This is a genomic window from Wenyingzhuangia gilva (genome assembly GCF_030519655.1).
Taxonomy (GTDB): domain Bacteria; phylum Bacteroidota; class Bacteroidia; order Flavobacteriales; family Flavobacteriaceae; genus Wenyingzhuangia; species Wenyingzhuangia gilva.
In genome coordinates this window covers 37,479-52,858 of record NZ_JAUMIT010000002.1, presented here as the reverse complement: position 1 = coordinate 52,858, position 15,380 = coordinate 37,479, and the positions used below count along the sequence as shown (strand labels likewise).

Annotated in this window: 14 protein-coding genes; 11 read left to right on the top strand and 3 right to left on the bottom strand. The window is 31.6% G+C overall.

Annotation, left to right across the window (positions count from 1 at the left end; genetic code table 11):
• Positions 1 to 2: 2 nt before the first annotated feature.
• The gene (locus QVZ41_RS05295) at positions 3 to 2,459 is read left to right on the top strand and encodes an alpha-ketoacid dehydrogenase subunit alpha/beta (RefSeq protein WP_302883522.1); all 2,457 of its coding nucleotides are present in this window, start codon (positions 3 to 5) and stop codon (positions 2,457 to 2,459) included.
• A gap of 25 nt (positions 2,460 to 2,484) precedes the next feature.
• On the opposite strand, the gene QVZ41_RS05290 is transcribed toward QVZ41_RS05295, so the two are convergent.
• Positions 2,485 to 3,759, bottom strand: coding sequence for a DUF2851 family protein (locus QVZ41_RS05290; RefSeq protein WP_302883521.1), 1,275 nt, complete (start codon positions 3,757 to 3,759; stop codon positions 2,485 to 2,487).
• A gap of 81 nt (positions 3,760 to 3,840) precedes the next feature.
• Here QVZ41_RS05290 and QVZ41_RS05285 point away from each other — a divergent pair, with 81 nt between their 5' ends.
• The 10 genes from QVZ41_RS05285 to QVZ41_RS05240 all read left to right on the top strand — a co-directional run bounded on the left by QVZ41_RS05285 (position 3,841) and on the right by QVZ41_RS05240 (position 12,103).
• On the top strand, positions 3,841 to 4,470 hold the full coding sequence (locus QVZ41_RS05285; protein ID WP_302883520.1) for an NAD(P)H-dependent oxidoreductase: 630 nt from the start codon (positions 3,841 to 3,843) through the stop codon (positions 4,468 to 4,470).
• Positions 4,470 to 5,924, top strand: coding sequence for an aminoacyl-histidine dipeptidase (locus QVZ41_RS05280; RefSeq protein ID WP_302883519.1), 1,455 nt, complete (start codon positions 4,470 to 4,472; stop codon positions 5,922 to 5,924). Before QVZ41_RS05285 ends, QVZ41_RS05280 begins: the two co-directional genes overlap by 1 nt.
• A 136-nt stretch (positions 5,925 to 6,060) precedes the next feature.
• Entirely contained in the window at positions 6,061 to 6,822 is a 762-nt protein-coding gene (locus tag QVZ41_RS05275; protein WP_302883518.1) for a ParA family protein, read from the top strand.
• Between the two features lie 5 nt (positions 6,823 to 6,827).
• Positions 6,828 to 7,724: a ParB/RepB/Spo0J family partition protein gene (locus QVZ41_RS05270; RefSeq protein ID WP_302883517.1), complete on the top strand. Its 897-nt coding sequence runs from the start codon at positions 6,828 to 6,830 to the stop codon at positions 7,722 to 7,724.
• Positions 7,714 to 8,277: a DUF5683 domain-containing protein gene (locus QVZ41_RS05265; protein WP_302883516.1), complete on the top strand. Its 564-nt coding sequence runs from the start codon at positions 7,714 to 7,716 to the stop codon at positions 8,275 to 8,277. The genes QVZ41_RS05270 and QVZ41_RS05265 overlap by 11 nt, the downstream gene beginning before the upstream one ends.
• A 2-nt stretch (positions 8,278 to 8,279) precedes the next feature.
• Positions 8,280 to 8,981: a 4-hydroxy-tetrahydrodipicolinate reductase gene (gene dapB / locus QVZ41_RS05260; protein ID WP_302883515.1), complete on the top strand. Its 702-nt coding sequence runs from the start codon at positions 8,280 to 8,282 to the stop codon at positions 8,979 to 8,981.
• Positions 8,982 to 8,996: 15 nt separating this feature from the next.
• Positions 8,997 to 10,550, top strand: a complete 1,554-nt coding sequence (gene lepB, locus QVZ41_RS05255; RefSeq protein WP_302883514.1) for a signal peptidase I — start codon at positions 8,997 to 8,999, stop codon at positions 10,548 to 10,550.
• Positions 10,551 to 10,552: 2 nt separating this feature from the next.
• Positions 10,553 to 11,188 (top strand): WbqC family protein, encoded by a 636-nt coding sequence (locus QVZ41_RS05250; protein ID WP_302883512.1) that lies wholly within the window; start codon positions 10,553 to 10,555, stop codon positions 11,186 to 11,188.
• Positions 11,175 to 11,489: a DUF6122 family protein gene (locus tag QVZ41_RS05245; RefSeq protein WP_302883511.1), complete on the top strand. Its 315-nt coding sequence runs from the start codon at positions 11,175 to 11,177 to the stop codon at positions 11,487 to 11,489. Before QVZ41_RS05250 ends, QVZ41_RS05245 begins: the two co-directional genes overlap by 14 nt.
• 35 nt (positions 11,490 to 11,524) lie before the next feature.
• Entirely contained in the window at positions 11,525 to 12,103 is a 579-nt protein-coding gene (locus QVZ41_RS05240) for a Crp/Fnr family transcriptional regulator (RefSeq protein ID WP_302883510.1), read from the top strand.
• Between the two features lie 33 nt (positions 12,104 to 12,136).
• Here QVZ41_RS05240 and QVZ41_RS05235 read toward each other — a convergent pair whose 3' ends face one another.
• Both QVZ41_RS05235 and QVZ41_RS05230 read right to left on the bottom strand, forming a co-directional pair.
• The gene (locus tag QVZ41_RS05235; protein WP_302883509.1) at positions 12,137 to 13,855 is read right to left on the bottom strand and encodes a DUF349 domain-containing protein; all 1,719 of its coding nucleotides are present in this window, start codon (positions 13,853 to 13,855) and stop codon (positions 12,137 to 12,139) included.
• A gap of 42 nt (positions 13,856 to 13,897) precedes the next feature.
• On the bottom strand, positions 13,898 to 15,316 hold the full coding sequence (locus tag QVZ41_RS05230) for a COG3014 family protein (RefSeq protein WP_302883508.1): 1,419 nt from the start codon (positions 15,314 to 15,316) through the stop codon (positions 13,898 to 13,900).
• Positions 15,317 to 15,380: the final 64 nt, after the last annotated feature.

The following is a 15,380-nucleotide window of genomic DNA, read 5'->3' as shown; positions in this document are numbered from 1 at the left end:
ATATGTCTATTACTGTTGATTCAAAAAACGAGCAAGAACTTACGTTCAATCAATTTAGGGAGGAAATTTTAAATGATTATTACATCGCCGTCCTTAGTCGCGAATGTAGTTTACTCGGTAGAAAAGAAGTTTTAACAGGAAAAGCTAAATTTGGAATTTTTGGAGATGGTAAAGAATTACCACAAATAGCTATGGCCAAAGCCTTTGAAAAAGGAGATTGGCGTTCTGGTTATTATCGTGACCAAACCTTTATGCTAGCTTTAGGAGAATTAACTCCTCAACAATTCTTTGCTGGTTTATATGCACATACAGATATTAAACACGAACCTTTTGCGGCAGGTAGACAAATGGGAGGTCATTTTGCTTCACATAGTTTAGACGAAAATGGAGAGTGGAAAAACTTAACACAACAATACAACACCGCTTCAGACGTTTCTTGTACTGCTGCTCAAATGCCTCGGTTAGTTGGTCTGGCCTATGCTTCTAAATTATATAGACAAGAAGCTTCTGTACAAAAAGGATACGAGAAGTTTAGTAAAAACGGAAATGAAGTTGCTTGGGGAACCATTGGTAACGCAAGTACCAGTGAAGGTCACTTTTTTGAAGCCATCAACGCTGCAGGAGTGTTACAAATTCCAATGGTAGCAAGTATATGGGATGATGAATATGGAATTTCAGTTCATCAAAAACATCATACTACTAAAGAAAATATTTCAGAAGTTTTAAAAGGTTTTCAAAGAGATGAGGAAACCAAAGGAATAGAAATTTTTAACGTAAAAGGTTGGGATTACTCTAGCTTAATTGATGCTTATACAAAAGCTTCTCAAATTGCAAGAGAAGAGCACGTTCCAGTCATGATTCATGTTTCTGAAGTTACTCAACCACAAGGACATTCTACTTCTGGTTCTCATGAACGCTACAAAAGTGAAGAACGTTTACAATGGGAAAAAGATTTTGACTGCAACAAAAAAATGCGTGAATGGATTTTAGATTTCGATCTATCTACCGAAGACAGCGTATTAAAATTTGTAGAAAGTGAAGAAGAGCTAATTGCTATTGAAAAAAGAGCAAAACAAGAAGTTTCTGCTGCGAAAAGAGCTGCATGGCAAGCTTTTATAAAACCTTTAAAAGAGGAACAAGAAAAATTATTGGTAATTTTAAATAAAGTTTGCGAAGAAAGCATCAATAAAAACTTTATCTTAAAATTAAAACACGATTTACAAGATTTGGCCGAAATTCACCGTAAAGATATTTATGGAACAGCTAGAAAAGTCTTAAGCTATATTCGTGAAGAAAATATTCCTAGCAAAACTATTTTACAAAAATGGTTACAAAAAAACTTACCCATTGCCCAAGAAAAATACAGCTCAAAATTATTAAATGATTTTGGTAAAGGAGCCTCTAGTATTCAAGAAGTTACTCCTACTTATGCTGATGAAAAAGAAATTGTAGATGCAAGAATTATCATTCGAGATAATTTTGATGCCTTATTAAAAAAGCATGACAATCTATTTATTTTTGGAGAAGATGCTGGTAAAATTGGAGATGTAAATCAAGGATTAGAAAGCTTACAGGATAAATTTGGCGAATTACGTGTTGCTGATACAGGAATTAGAGAAGCGACCATAATGGGACAAGGAATTGGAATGGCTTTAAGAGGTTTACGCCCTATTGCCGAAATTCAATACTTGGATTATATTTTATACGCCATTCAAACCTTAAGTGATGATTTGGCTTGTTTGCGTTACCGTACTTTTGGTAAACAAACCGCTCCATTAATTGTAAGAACAAGAGGACATAGATTAGAAGGAATTTGGCATTCAGGTTCTCCAATGGCTTTAATATTAAGCTGTTTACGAGGTATGCATTTATTAGTTCCTAGAAACATGACCAAAGCTGCTGGTTTTTACAACACATTATTACAAACTGATGAACCTGCCATTGTGATAGAAAACTTAAATGGTTACCGTTTAAAAGAAGAAAAACCGAACAATTTAGGAGAGTACTACACACCTATTGGATATTCTGAAACCATTAAAGAAGGAACTGATATCACGCTAGTTTCTTATGGTTCTACTTTAAAAATAGTCATGGAAGTGGCTCAAAAAGAATTGGCTCAAGTAGGAATTAATGCAGAAGTGGTAGATGTACAAAGTTTGATGCCTTTTGATTTAGATCACAACATTTCATATAGTATATCTAAAACAAATCGCCTAGCAATTATTGATGAAGATGTTCCTGGAGGAGCTTCTGCTTATATTTTACAAAAGGTGGTCGATGAACAAAATGCTTATCAATATTTAGATAGCAAACCAATTTGTATTTCTTCTCAAGAACACAGACCTGCTTATGGTAGTGATGGAGATTATTTTTCAAAACCTTCTCATGATGATATTTTTGAAAAAGTATATGCTATTTTCCACGAAGCAAATCCAAGTAAGTTTCCAAAATTGTATTAACCGATATCCGAACGTCGATAAACGATTATTGACTTTTCATCAATTCAATACCAACCGTACATTCTGCACATCGCTCTTTATCGCAATATTCTTTTTTAAGCGTTAATAAAGCTTGTGTTTGTAAGGCTGAAGTTGTTTCAACGCCATGTTGATTAAATTTCTGTATGATATTATTTTTTTCTGGAGAAAGCTCATACATCAACTCTAATAAAACATCATAATCTTCTCCTTTACTTTTTTGATATAAAAATAATACAGGTACAACTACATTTATCAATAATAAATCAACAAAACCTTTGCTAATTTGTTTGGGTGATTTTTTAGAGGGTTTATCAAAATGATAATGCTCCTGCCAATAATTACTAACCTTTACTTTAAACAAATCTTTATAGCTATCGATGTTATTTCCTAAAGCTATAATTTTGTTAAAAACCGATGAATGCTCTTCGTAAAAACCAATCAATTGAGCCAATCTAATGGTAGGAAAATTCTGAGGCCTACAACCATAAAAATGCAATTGAAACTTTTTTAAATCCCCTAATTGATATTTTTGTTTTTGATAAGTAAACTCCTTTTGTAAATTTTGATAATAAGCATCTTCTACTCCCTCTTCTTTTAGCAAGCCTAATAATCCATATAAAAAAGAATGGGTAGTTCTGTTCACCATTTGTTTTCTAATGATAGAAAAATCAACTTGAGAAAAAGCTTCTAAAAATAGCTGACCGTTTAAGTTTCCTCCAAAATATTTTGCCATGGTTAAAAACAATGTTGCTTCCCAATCGTTGTCAGTCCTTTTATAAATCTTTTCAATTTCCTCCACCTTTCTTTCCAAACGTTCTACATAAATTCGCTCTAACCAATTATTGATTTTAAAAACATCTACCTCTTTTATACTTTGCTCACAGAAAATCCATTGTTGAGTGTTGTTCATTAATTTTTCATAATTATTTAACACTTTTTCAGATATAAAATTTTTCAACTCTAAAGTCGGAATTTCATTACTATGCAAATCAAAAATCTCTACATCGTGTTCATACACCACGTGTAAAATTACGTTTTGATAATTTTTATCTTTTTGATGTTGATGTGCATACCAATCCGATGATTTTACATGAATTTCTATATTTCCTGCCCATTTTTGATGGTCAATTTCAATCAATCCATTATTAAAATCTGGTCCTTGTAGCATATTTAAAAATCCTGTTTTATGGATTTTTAAATTTTCCCCTTTAGTAGTACATAACTTTTTATTGTCTAACAACTGTTGTTGCCAAACCAAATGTAAAAAAGACTCTTTCATAGCATTTTAGAATCTGAAGTTTTGAACGTTAAGTTAAAAAATAAATACCTTATTTTTGCCATCAGAATTAAGAAGAGAAATATGAATATAATTGAAAGCCTAGAATGGCGATATGCAACTAAAAAATTTGACAACACTAAAAAGTTATCAAAACAGCAACTACAAACCATTAAAGAAGCTTTTAATTTAACCGCAACCTCTTACGGATTACAAACCTTGAGCTTGGTCATTGTAGAAAGTAAAGAAATAAGAGAAGAATTATTGCCATTTGCTTTTAACCAAAAACAAGTGATAGATGCTTCTCACCTATTAGTCATTTGTTATCCTGACACTTTTGATGGAACCAATGTTGAAGAATATTTTAATCGTGTTAAGCAAGAAAGAAATACTCCTGATGAAATTTTAAAACCTTTTAGAGATTTTTTAATGAACGATTTTAATAGTAAATCAGAATTAGAAAAACACAAAGCATTCATCAACCAAACCTACATCGCTTTAGGAAATTTACTAACCGTTTGTGCCTTAGAAAAAATTGATTCATGTCCTATGGAAGGTTTTAATCCTTCTAAATTTGATGAAGTTTTAAAATTAAAAGACAAAAACTTAAAATCGGCACTTTTATTGCCTGTAGGTTTTAGAGCCAAAGATGATTTTATGGCCAAAGAAAAGAAAGTAAGAAAATCATTGTCAGAAATAATCATAGAAATATAATGAATAAACCACTAGAAAACATAGAGCCCAAAGAAATTTGGGCTCATTTTAATTTGATAAATGCCATTCCTAGAGCCTCAAAAAAAGAACAAGCCATTTCTGATTTTATGGTTGCTTTTGGACAAAATTTAGGATTGGAAACCACTCAAGACAAAGCCTTAAATGTATTGATAAAAAAACCTGCTACTGTTGGATATGAAAACAGAAAAAAGGTGACTTTACAATCGCATTTAGATATGGTACATCAAAAAAACAACGATACTGTTTTTGATTTTGACACTCAAGGAATTGACATGTTTGTAGACGGTGACTGGGTTAAAGCCAAAGGCACTACTTTGGGAGCAGACAATGGTTTAGGTGTAGCAGCTATTATGAGTATTTTAGCTGATCAAACCATAGAACATCCTGAATTAGAAGCGCTGTTTACCATTGATGAAGAAACTGGAATGACAGGTGCTCTTGAATTACAACCTGGTTTTATTTCGGGAGACATTCTATTAAATTTAGATACTGAGGAAGATGATGAAATTACCATTGGTTGTGCCGGTGGAATTGACATTACAGCGACCAAAACTTATGTTCCTGCGCTAACAAAACCAACCAATGCTTTTTACAAAATCGTATTGAATGGTTTAAAAGGAGGACATTCTGGAATGGATATTATTAAAGGTTTAGGGAACGCCAATAAATTATTAACAAGAGTATTGTTTGAACTTCAAAAAAACATCGATTTTCAAATCATTTCTTTACAAGGAGGAAATTTAAGAAATGCCATTCCGCGTGAAGCAGAAGTTGTAATTGCTATTGAAAATATTGAATCTTTCAAACTACAACTCGAAGAAACTACAAAAATCATCAAAACAGAATGGTTGATAAAAGAACCGAATTTAACTATTACCTCAACTGAAATCAATAGTAAAAAAGAAGGATTAAACCATATAGATCAAACAATATTGTTACAAACTTTGTATGCTTGTCACAACGGAGTTTATACTATGGATGCAAATATTACCGATTTGGTAGCAACCTCAAACAATTTGGCTTCTGTAAAAGTAGAGGAAGGAAACATCACTATTGCTTGTTTAACCCGTTCTTCTATAGAAAGTGAAAAAGAAGATTTAACCAATAAATTAACCGCCATTTTTAACTTAGGAAATTTTACGGTTCAAACAGATGGTTCTTATCCTGGTTGGCAACCCAACCCAAATGCAAGTATTTTGCAAACCATGGAAAACATTTATCAAGAATTATTCAAAACCAAACCACATGTAAATGCTTGTCATGCGGGATTAGAATGTGGGATTATTGGAGAACATTACCCTAACATGGAAATGGTTTCTTTTGGACCAACCATCCGTGGAGCACATTCTCCAGATGAAAGAGTGAGCATATCATCTACCCAAAAATTTTGGCGATTTTTAAAAGAAATTTTAAAGAATATCCCTCATAAATAGACATTTACAAGAAATACAAACCTTTAATCACGACTTTCACTTATTCAGCATTCTTAACAAGAATTGTTAATATCTTAACTTTCGTCAACTCACAAATAATTGTACTTTTACGTACATTATAAACAGCATCTATTACATGGGAAAAATTATTGCTATTGCTAATCAAAAAGGAGGTGTTGGTAAAACAACTACCTCAGTTAATTTAGCTGCCTCTTTGGGCGTTTTAGAAAAAAAGGTTTTGATTATTGATGCTGATCCACAAGCCAATGCTTCGTCTGGTTTGGGTATTGATATTGAAAATATAGAAAAAGGAACATACGAATTGTTAGAACATTCTTGTACAGCTGCCGAAGCAATTATTCCAACCAATTCACCTAATGTAGATATTATTCCTGCACATATTGATTTGGTTGCCATTGAAATTGAATTGGTAGATAAAGAAAATAGAGAATACATGCTAAAAGAGGCTTTAAAACCTATTTCTGATTTGTATGATTTTATTATTATTGACTGTGCCCCTTCTTTAGGATTGATTACATTAAACTCCTTAACCGCTGCAAACTCTGTAATTATTCCAATTCAATGTGAATATTTTGCACTAGAAGGTTTAGGAAAATTATTAAATACTATAAAAAGTGTTCAAAAAATACACAATCCTTCTTTAGATATTGAAGGACTTTTACTAACTATGTACGATTCACGTTTACGTTTATCAAACCAAGTAGTAGAAGAAGTGAAAAAACACTTTAGCGACATGGTTTTTGATACCATTATACAACGTAACATTCGTTTGGGTGAAGCTCCAAGTTATGGAGAAAGTATTATTGCTTATGACGCCACAAGTAGAGGTGCCGTAAACTATATTAACTTAGCTCACGAAGTGATTACAAAGAATTAAAACACATGGCAAAAGCAACAAAAAAACAAGCTTTAGGTAGAGGTCTTTCTGCATTATTGAAAGAAAACGATATGACTGTTCGCTCTGCCAATCACGAAAAGGCGACAGAAATTATTGGAAATATTATTGAATTGGAACTTGATCAAATTGAGGTCAATCCTTTTCAGCCAAGAACTTATTTTGATGAAGAAGCTTTAAAAGAATTAGCAGATTCTATCAAAATACTTGGCGTTATTCAGCCTATTACTGTTCGTAGAGTTGATGATCAATTTCAATTGGTTTCTGGAGAAAGAAGATTTAGAGCTTCTAAATTAATTGGAAACAAAACCATTCCTGCATATATCCGTTTGGCAAACGACCAAGAGATGTTAGAAATGGCTTTGGTAGAAAACATCCAACGTAAAAATTTAGATCCTATTGAAGTTGCTTTGTCTTATCAACGTTTGATTGATGAAATTAACTTAACTCAAGAAGAATTAGGAGGCCGCGTAGGGAAAAAACGTTCTACAGTAACCAACTATTTACGATTGTTAAAATTAGATCCAATTATTCAAACAGGAATGAGAGATGGATTTGTAAGCATGGGACATGGTAGGGCTTTAATTAATATTGAAAACACCCTAATTCAGCTAGAGGTTTATGAAAAAATCTTAAAAGATGGTTTGTCTGTAAGACAAACAGAGGCTTTTGTTGCTAACATGAAGCAAGAAAAACCAAATAATCCCGTTACCAATACAACGCCTTCTTTTGTAAGTGAAAGTCAAGATAAATTTAACCGATTCTTTGGGCAAAAAGTAGCCATTAGTGCTAACGCCAAAGGAAAAGGAAAAATTGCCATTCCATTCAGTTCAGAAGAAGAATTCAATAAAATAAAAGCTTTATTAAACTTAGGTGATTCGTAACATACTCATAATCGTCATAGCTATTCTTACAATACAATCTTCTTTTTCGCAAGATCAAGAAGGGCAATTGTCTATAGACAGTCAAGCTTTTTTAGAAGACACAGATAGTTACAACCCTTTAACACCTGCAAAAGCTGCTTTTTACTCAGCTGTTTTACCAGGGTTAGGTCAAGCTTATAACAAACGTTACTGGAAAATTCCTATCGTTTATGGAGCTTTGGCAATCCCTCTTTATTATTACAATATTAACGCCAAATCGTACAAAAGGTATCGTAATGCTTTTAAACAAAGAGCTGCTGGCGAGCAAGACGAGTTTTACGATACTTTTTCTGATCAAAGTTTAGAAAACGCACAACAAGTTTTAAGGAGAAACAGAGACACCTCTTTGTTAACTTTTGTAGGTTTGTATGCTTTACAAATTTTAGAGGCCAGTATAGATGCACATTTGTTGCAATTTAATATATCAGACAAAATAACATTCGACCCTAAATTGATGAGAGACAATGTTTCTAAAGACAATTATGTAGGGTTATCTTTAAATCTTAAATTTTAAGAATGAAAATAGCATTATTAGGATACGGAAAAATGGGACAGACTATAGAAAAAATAGCTGTAAGTAGAGGACATGAAATTGTGGTGAAAGTTGATGAAAACACCAAAGAATACGATATTACATTGGCAGATGTTGCTATTGATTTTAGTATTCCTTCTGTTGCTGTAAATAATATCTCTAACTGCTTTAACAATGGAGTACCAGTTGTTTCTGGAACTACAGGTTGGTTGGCAGATTATGATAAAATGGTTGCTTTGTGTAACGAAAAAAATGGTGGATTTATTTATGCATCAAACTATAGTTTGGGCGTGAATATCTTTTTTGAGTTGAATCAACATTTGGCTAAAATGATGAAAAACTTATCTCAGTATGATGTTACGATGGAAGAAATTCATCACAAACAAAAATTAGATGAGCCTAGTGGAACTGCCATCACATTAGCTGAAGGAGTGATAGAACACACCAAATATAACGGCTGGGAGGTAGATAAAGCTACGGATGATTTAAACATTCCTATCAAAGCCATTCGTAGTCCTGAAGTGCCAGGTACACATACGGTAGATTACACATCAGAAGTAGATAGTATTGAAATAAAACACACAGCGCACAACCGTCAAGGTTTTGCTTTAGGAGCAGTCATTGCTGCTGAATGGTTAGTAGGTAAACACGGTGTCTTCTCTATGAGAGATGTGTTAGGTTTATAATATAAAAACAAAAAAATGAACTGGATTATATTCTTTTTAGTAGTACAAGTATTACACTTTGCTGGAACTTGGAAACTATACAAAAAAGCAGGTAGAAAATCATGGGAAGCAGCCATTCCTGTTTACAATGCCATTGTGTTAATGGGGATTATAAACAGACCTAAATGGTGGGTCATTCTTTTGTTTATTCCTGTCATTAACTTGTTGATATTTCCAGTTATTTGGGTAGAAATTGCTCGTAGTTTCAGAAAATTTGACACCAAAGACACTTGGTTGGCTATTTTAACATTTGGGTTTTACAACTTCTATTTAAACTATGTTATTTTTGACCAATTAAAATACAATGCGAATAGAAGTATTAAACCACCTAGTAAAACAGGAGAATGGATTAGTTCTATTACGTTTGCTGTTGTTGCTGCTACCTTGGTACACACATATGTAATGCAACCTTTTACCATTCCAACCTCATCGTTAGAAAAATCTTTATTGATTGGAGATTTTCTTTTTGTAAGTAAGTTTCACTATGGAGCTAGAGTACCTATTAGCCCTATAGCTTTGCCAATGGTTCATGATTCTGTTCCTGGAACAGGATTGCGTTCTTATGTAAAAGGCATTGAATTACCGTATATGAGGCTTCCGGGATTACAAAAAGTAGAAAGAAACGATATCGTTGTTTTTAACTGGCCCTCAGACTCTTTAGCATTAATGTGGGGAGACACGTCTGATAAGTTTACTTACAAACCTATTGATAAAAAAACCAACTATGTTAAACGATGTGTTGGTATCCCTGGGGATAGTTTAGAAATTAAAAACGGATATATATATATCAATGGTAAAAGAACCGTTTTACCAGATAGAGCGAAGCCACAATTTAACTATTATGTAGAAACCAACGCTCCTTTTACGGCGGATGAAATTATACATGGTTATAATGTAAACCCATCTGAGGCTTCTGTATTAAATCAAGAAAGAAGCAGATATTTTATCAATTTAGATAAAGAACATGCTTTGATGATGCAAAATGATCCTAAAGTTATTTCCATCAAAAGAAGCATAGATCCTAAAGGAGTTTATGATCCAAGTATTTTTCCTCATGATGCACAGTACGCTTGGAGTCAAGATAATTTTGGACCTATATACATTCCTGCTAAAGGAGATGTAGTTACTTTAAACAAACAAACACTTCCTTTTTATGAAAGAATTATTTCTGAATACGAGCATAATGATTTTGAAATAAAAGACAATGGAGATATTTACATCAATGGTGTAAAAACAGATAAATATACCATTAAACAAGATTATTTTTGGATGATGGGAGACAATCGTCAACGTTCTTTAGATGCCCGTTACTGGGGATACACTCCGTTTGATCACGTAGTTGGTAAACCAGTATTTATTTGGATGAGCTTAGATCAGAACGAAACAGCTATCAATAAAAAAATTCGTTGGGAAAGACTTTTCACCACTGTTGGTGGAGATGGAGAACCTAAATCTTATTTGGTATATTTCTTAGTAGCGCTTGGTCTATACTATGTAGGTAAAGAAGTCATCAAACGAAGAAAAAAATAAATATGATTTCAAAACTTTTGGTACAACCTGCATACTTTGCTCCTATTGCGCAGTATGCAGCTATTTTACAAGCAAAAACGATAGCGTTTGAAACACAGGATAATTTTGTGAAACAAACCTATAGAACGCGATGTAACATTTATGGTGCCAATGGTAAACTTCTTTTAAATATTCCTGTAAACAAAACCAAAGGACAAAAGATTTTAACCACAGAGGTTGAAATTAGCTACGAAGAAGATTGGCAAAAAAATCATTTAAAATCTTTGCAATCTGCTTATAGAACCTCTCCTTTTTACGAATATTACGAAGCCGATTTGATTCCTATTTTTGAAACCAAACACAAATACTTGTGGGAATTACATCAAAAAGCAAATGCTTTTATCATGGATGCTTTACAAGAAGAAAAATCATTCTCTGAAACTACCGAATATTTTAGTGACTATACTGATAAAACAGATTTGAGAAATTGGGTTGAATCTAAGAAAGATTTGGCTATTGATTTTCCTAAATATGTACAAATGTTTGATGACAAACATGGATTTATAGAGAATCTAAGTATTTTGGATTTAATTTTTATGGAAGGTCCTAATGCAGGAATGTACTTAGAAAATTTAAATTTAAAAAATGCTATCTCTTAAATTCTGTATTCACTACGGATTACATTTTTTATTTCCAGGGCTCATTGCCTATGTTTACAATCCAAAAAAATGGAAATACAATTGGCTGATTTTAATTGCTACCATGTTGATAGATTTAGACCACCTATTAGCGACTCCTATTTTTGACCCAAACAGATGTAGCATTGGCTTTCATCCACTACATTCATACTATGCACTTTTTGTCTACATTCTTTTATTATTTCCTAAAAAAACAAATTTAATTGCTATAGGTTTTTTATTTCATTTATTAACGGATTACGTGGATTGTTACCTAAAATAATTTACATTTGTTAATAATACATTTCTGGAATTAACATGGATACTTTTTTAAAATTTATAAATAACATTCACCCTTTACCAGAAGAAACCCTAAAAAAGTTTCTTAGTTTGGCTAAAGTAAAATCATATAAATCTGGAGAATATTTATGTGAAATAGGACTTGTAAATAACAAATTGTTTTTTGTGATAGATGGTATTACAAGAACTTATATGAAAACAAGTGCCGATGCTCAAGAAATTAACAAATCTATTATAGCTCCAGGTCAGATAGCTGGTTCCCTAAAATCCGCCATTCACAAATCTCCAGCCTTAATTGCTTGCCAGGCTTTAACAGATGCTATTGTGGTAGAAATTACTGTTGACGATTTGGCTAGTTTAAGAAAACAATTCCCTGATTTTAGCGAATTCATGTATAAAACATTAGAAAAAGAATATACAAGACTAGAAGAATCTTTAATAGATTTACTATCTAAGAATGCAACTGAACGTTACTTAATTTTAAGAAAAAAAATCAAAAATATAGATCAACTAATTCCGCAATTTCAAATTGCTTCACACTTGGGAATTACACCGATACAGCTAAGTAGAATTAGAAAAAAATTACTTAAAGAATAAAAAAGAGAAGCTAATAGCTTCTCTTTTTTATTCTTATTGAAATGACTTTAGATATTTAATTTTTTTCTTGGCCAACAGAAGCTTCTCTTTTTCTGTTTCAATAGATTTCATCACTGTCTCAAATAGAGGATTGGTCTTTTTGGTATTAGAAAAGAATCCTAAATTATTCTCTAGTTGTTTTAAATCTTTTGTTGCATTGTCTACGTCTTTTCTTAATTGATCGTACTCTGTATATAATTTCTTACTATCAATGGCTAATAGATAAGCTATTTTAAGTTGATATTTAATAAAATCAGCCTCTACTTTATCTTTTGGCAAAGTAAGCCCTTTAGTTATTTCCTGTAAAATATCTTGATCTATTTTATTTTTTTGTGGGGGCACTAAACCTAAAGCAATCCATTCTTTTAACAATTGTTTATAAGTCTCTAAAGTGATTTCTCCATTAGACAACTTTGTTAAAAAAGCTTCTTTTTTTACAAAGTTCTCTTGCTCTTCAGCTGTACCTTCTTTTTTAACATTATTTAATCTATCAAAATAAGCATCACATGCACTTTTAAATTCCTTCCACAAAGCATCCGCTTGTTTTCTTGGAACAAATCCAACTTTTTTCCAAGCTGCTTGAATTCTTTTAAACACTTCTGTAGCCGCTTCAAAATCATCTGAATCTTTCCAAGCCAAAGCTTCATCTATCAATGCTTTTTTATTAGAAATAGCTTCGTTTTGAGAAGACTTTATTTCTTTAAAGAAATTATTCTTAGCACTATTAAACTCTTTGGTAGCCTCCTTAAAAGTATTCCAAACTTCTTTATTCTTACTTTTAGGAATTTTACCAATGGCTAAAAATTCTTCTTTTAAAACTTCAAAAGCATCAATGCTTTTTTTCCAGTCTCCAAAAGATTTATTTTTAGAATAGTCAAAGTTTTTAATTTCTTGAATTTTAACTAATTTTTGTTCGTAATTTTTTTCTTCTACATTTCTTAACTCTTCTAAAAGAAGAGCTCTTTTATCGTGAATTGCATTTGACAAAGCTGAAAACTCTTCCCAAACTGGTTCTCTAAATTCTTTGGCAACAGGCCCAGTTTCTTCTTTCCAGATTTTATGTAAAATTTGTAATTCATTAAAAGCAAACTGCACATCTGCATGCTCTAATAATTGTTTAGCTCTTTCAATTATTTGTTTCTTCGCTTCTAAATTATGTTTAAAATCAATGGCTCTTAAATCATTATTAATGTGTAACAAATCATAATATTGTTCTACGTATAAATGATAATTCCCCCATGTTTCTTGGTATTTATCAGAAGGCACAGGTCCTATTTCTTTCCAATCTGCCATCAACTGTTGAAACTCCTTATAGGTACTAGAAACTTCTCCTTTTTCTACCAAGGCTTTTATAGATGAAATCACTTCTTCTCTTTTTGTAAGATTTGTAGCCAATTCTTTGACTAACTTTTTGTAGTGATTATTCTTCTTTTCAACATAAGATTTCCATAAATCTTTAAATTCTGTTTGTATCGGTTGAGAATAATCAAAATCGATTTCATTTCCTCCTTCTTGAACAAACAAATCTTTTGCTTTTTCTAACTGCTCATTGTATTGATAATAAAAAGATGCTCTAATAGCACTTGCTTGCTCTTTTATGTCCTGAATAGGATGGTCTTCAATCATCTTTTTTAACGTAGCAATCAAAGCTTCTAAAGTCATTGTTTTATAGTCTATTGATTGAGTTTCTTTCTCCATATCTATGGTAATCATTATATTTTAATTTTCTCTTATCTAATTCAAAACTAACTAATTTTAGTTAGCGTTTTCACTTTGTGGTGTAATATAGTTGATGAAATTTAAATTTCCTGAAGATTTTACATTAAATTCCTTTTCTACTGTCTGTTCATTGGTCGTTTTTACCACAACCTTTAAAATATTTTCTTCTTTATTTAAAGGTATTCTGGTATAATATATTTTGTTAGGTAATGTTTGCCAATTTCTAGTATCAGTTTTTTCATTTAGAGCGTTTAAGATTCCTAACACAGCTCCTAAATTTTCATTCTGATTTCTTACAATATTTTCAGATATTTTTTTTGCTGCTACACGAAGTGCTATTTTTCCAATCTCTCTTACTGTTCTGTCCTTTAAAGTTTGAAAAGCAATGGTTTTATAATCTTCCACCAACTCTAATTGATAATCTTTAGCACTATTATTGTTTAAAATTACTTTACCGCTTGTAAAATATGGAATTCTATCTTCATATTTTGGAAATGCAATATTAAAAACATTAATATCCGAAAATTTACTACTATTACTACTATTACTTGTTGGAACTGGAATAGTAAGTCCCAATTCTTCATTAGTAATGCTTACAAATCCGTTATTATTACCTGGTAATGCTGAAAAAGTAAAATATGTTTGAGACTTATACGGTACCAATCCACTTTCCCAAAACACAATTACTTCTCCTTTAAAATCATTAGCTTTTGGTTCGTATTTAAGGTTAAAGAGTTCTGAATATCTTAACTCTTCATCTCTAAAACCTAATTGATGGGCCGAATTAATTAAATCTTGTTTTAATTGTTTTGGAATATTTACCCCAAAATAAGTCCCATCGTTTTGCTGATACAATTCAACTGCATTTCTGTAAGATATAAATGCATCGTTTAAATTTCCTGTAGTTTCGTACAACAAACCTTGTAAATTCATCGCAAAGGCATCTGTTGTGTATCTATTTTTTTTCCCTGCAGGATAAGAGTCATTAATTTCTTGAAGTTGAAGATTAATTCTTTTAGCCTCTACCAAAGCATCATCATATAAATTTAAAAATATATAATTCATTGCTTTGTAATAATGGATTGCAACCTTTTCAAAATCTTCACTTTTATAAGTTGTTTTTTCTGGATTGGCTAACACTCCTAAAACTTCACCTACTTTATTTACTTTGTGATCTTCTATCAACAAATCAGCCTTGTTAAGAAGCTCGTTACTTAATTTATAATCTCCTTTTAAGTAGGCTATTTTTCCCTTTTCTAAACAATACAATAATTCATTTCTGTCTTTATTAAGATACTTATTATTGTCAATACTTTTCATGGCAACATCAAATTCACCATTCAATACTTCATGTTGATATTTTGCACTTAACTCGTTATAAGTAGCACAACTAAAAGTACTTATTGCTAAAAGTACTATAAGTGTATATTTTATGATAAAGCGTTCTTTTTTCATATCAATCATGAATAAAAAAACTGTTTAGAATTCTATATAATTCCTAAACAGTTTTTTTACAATA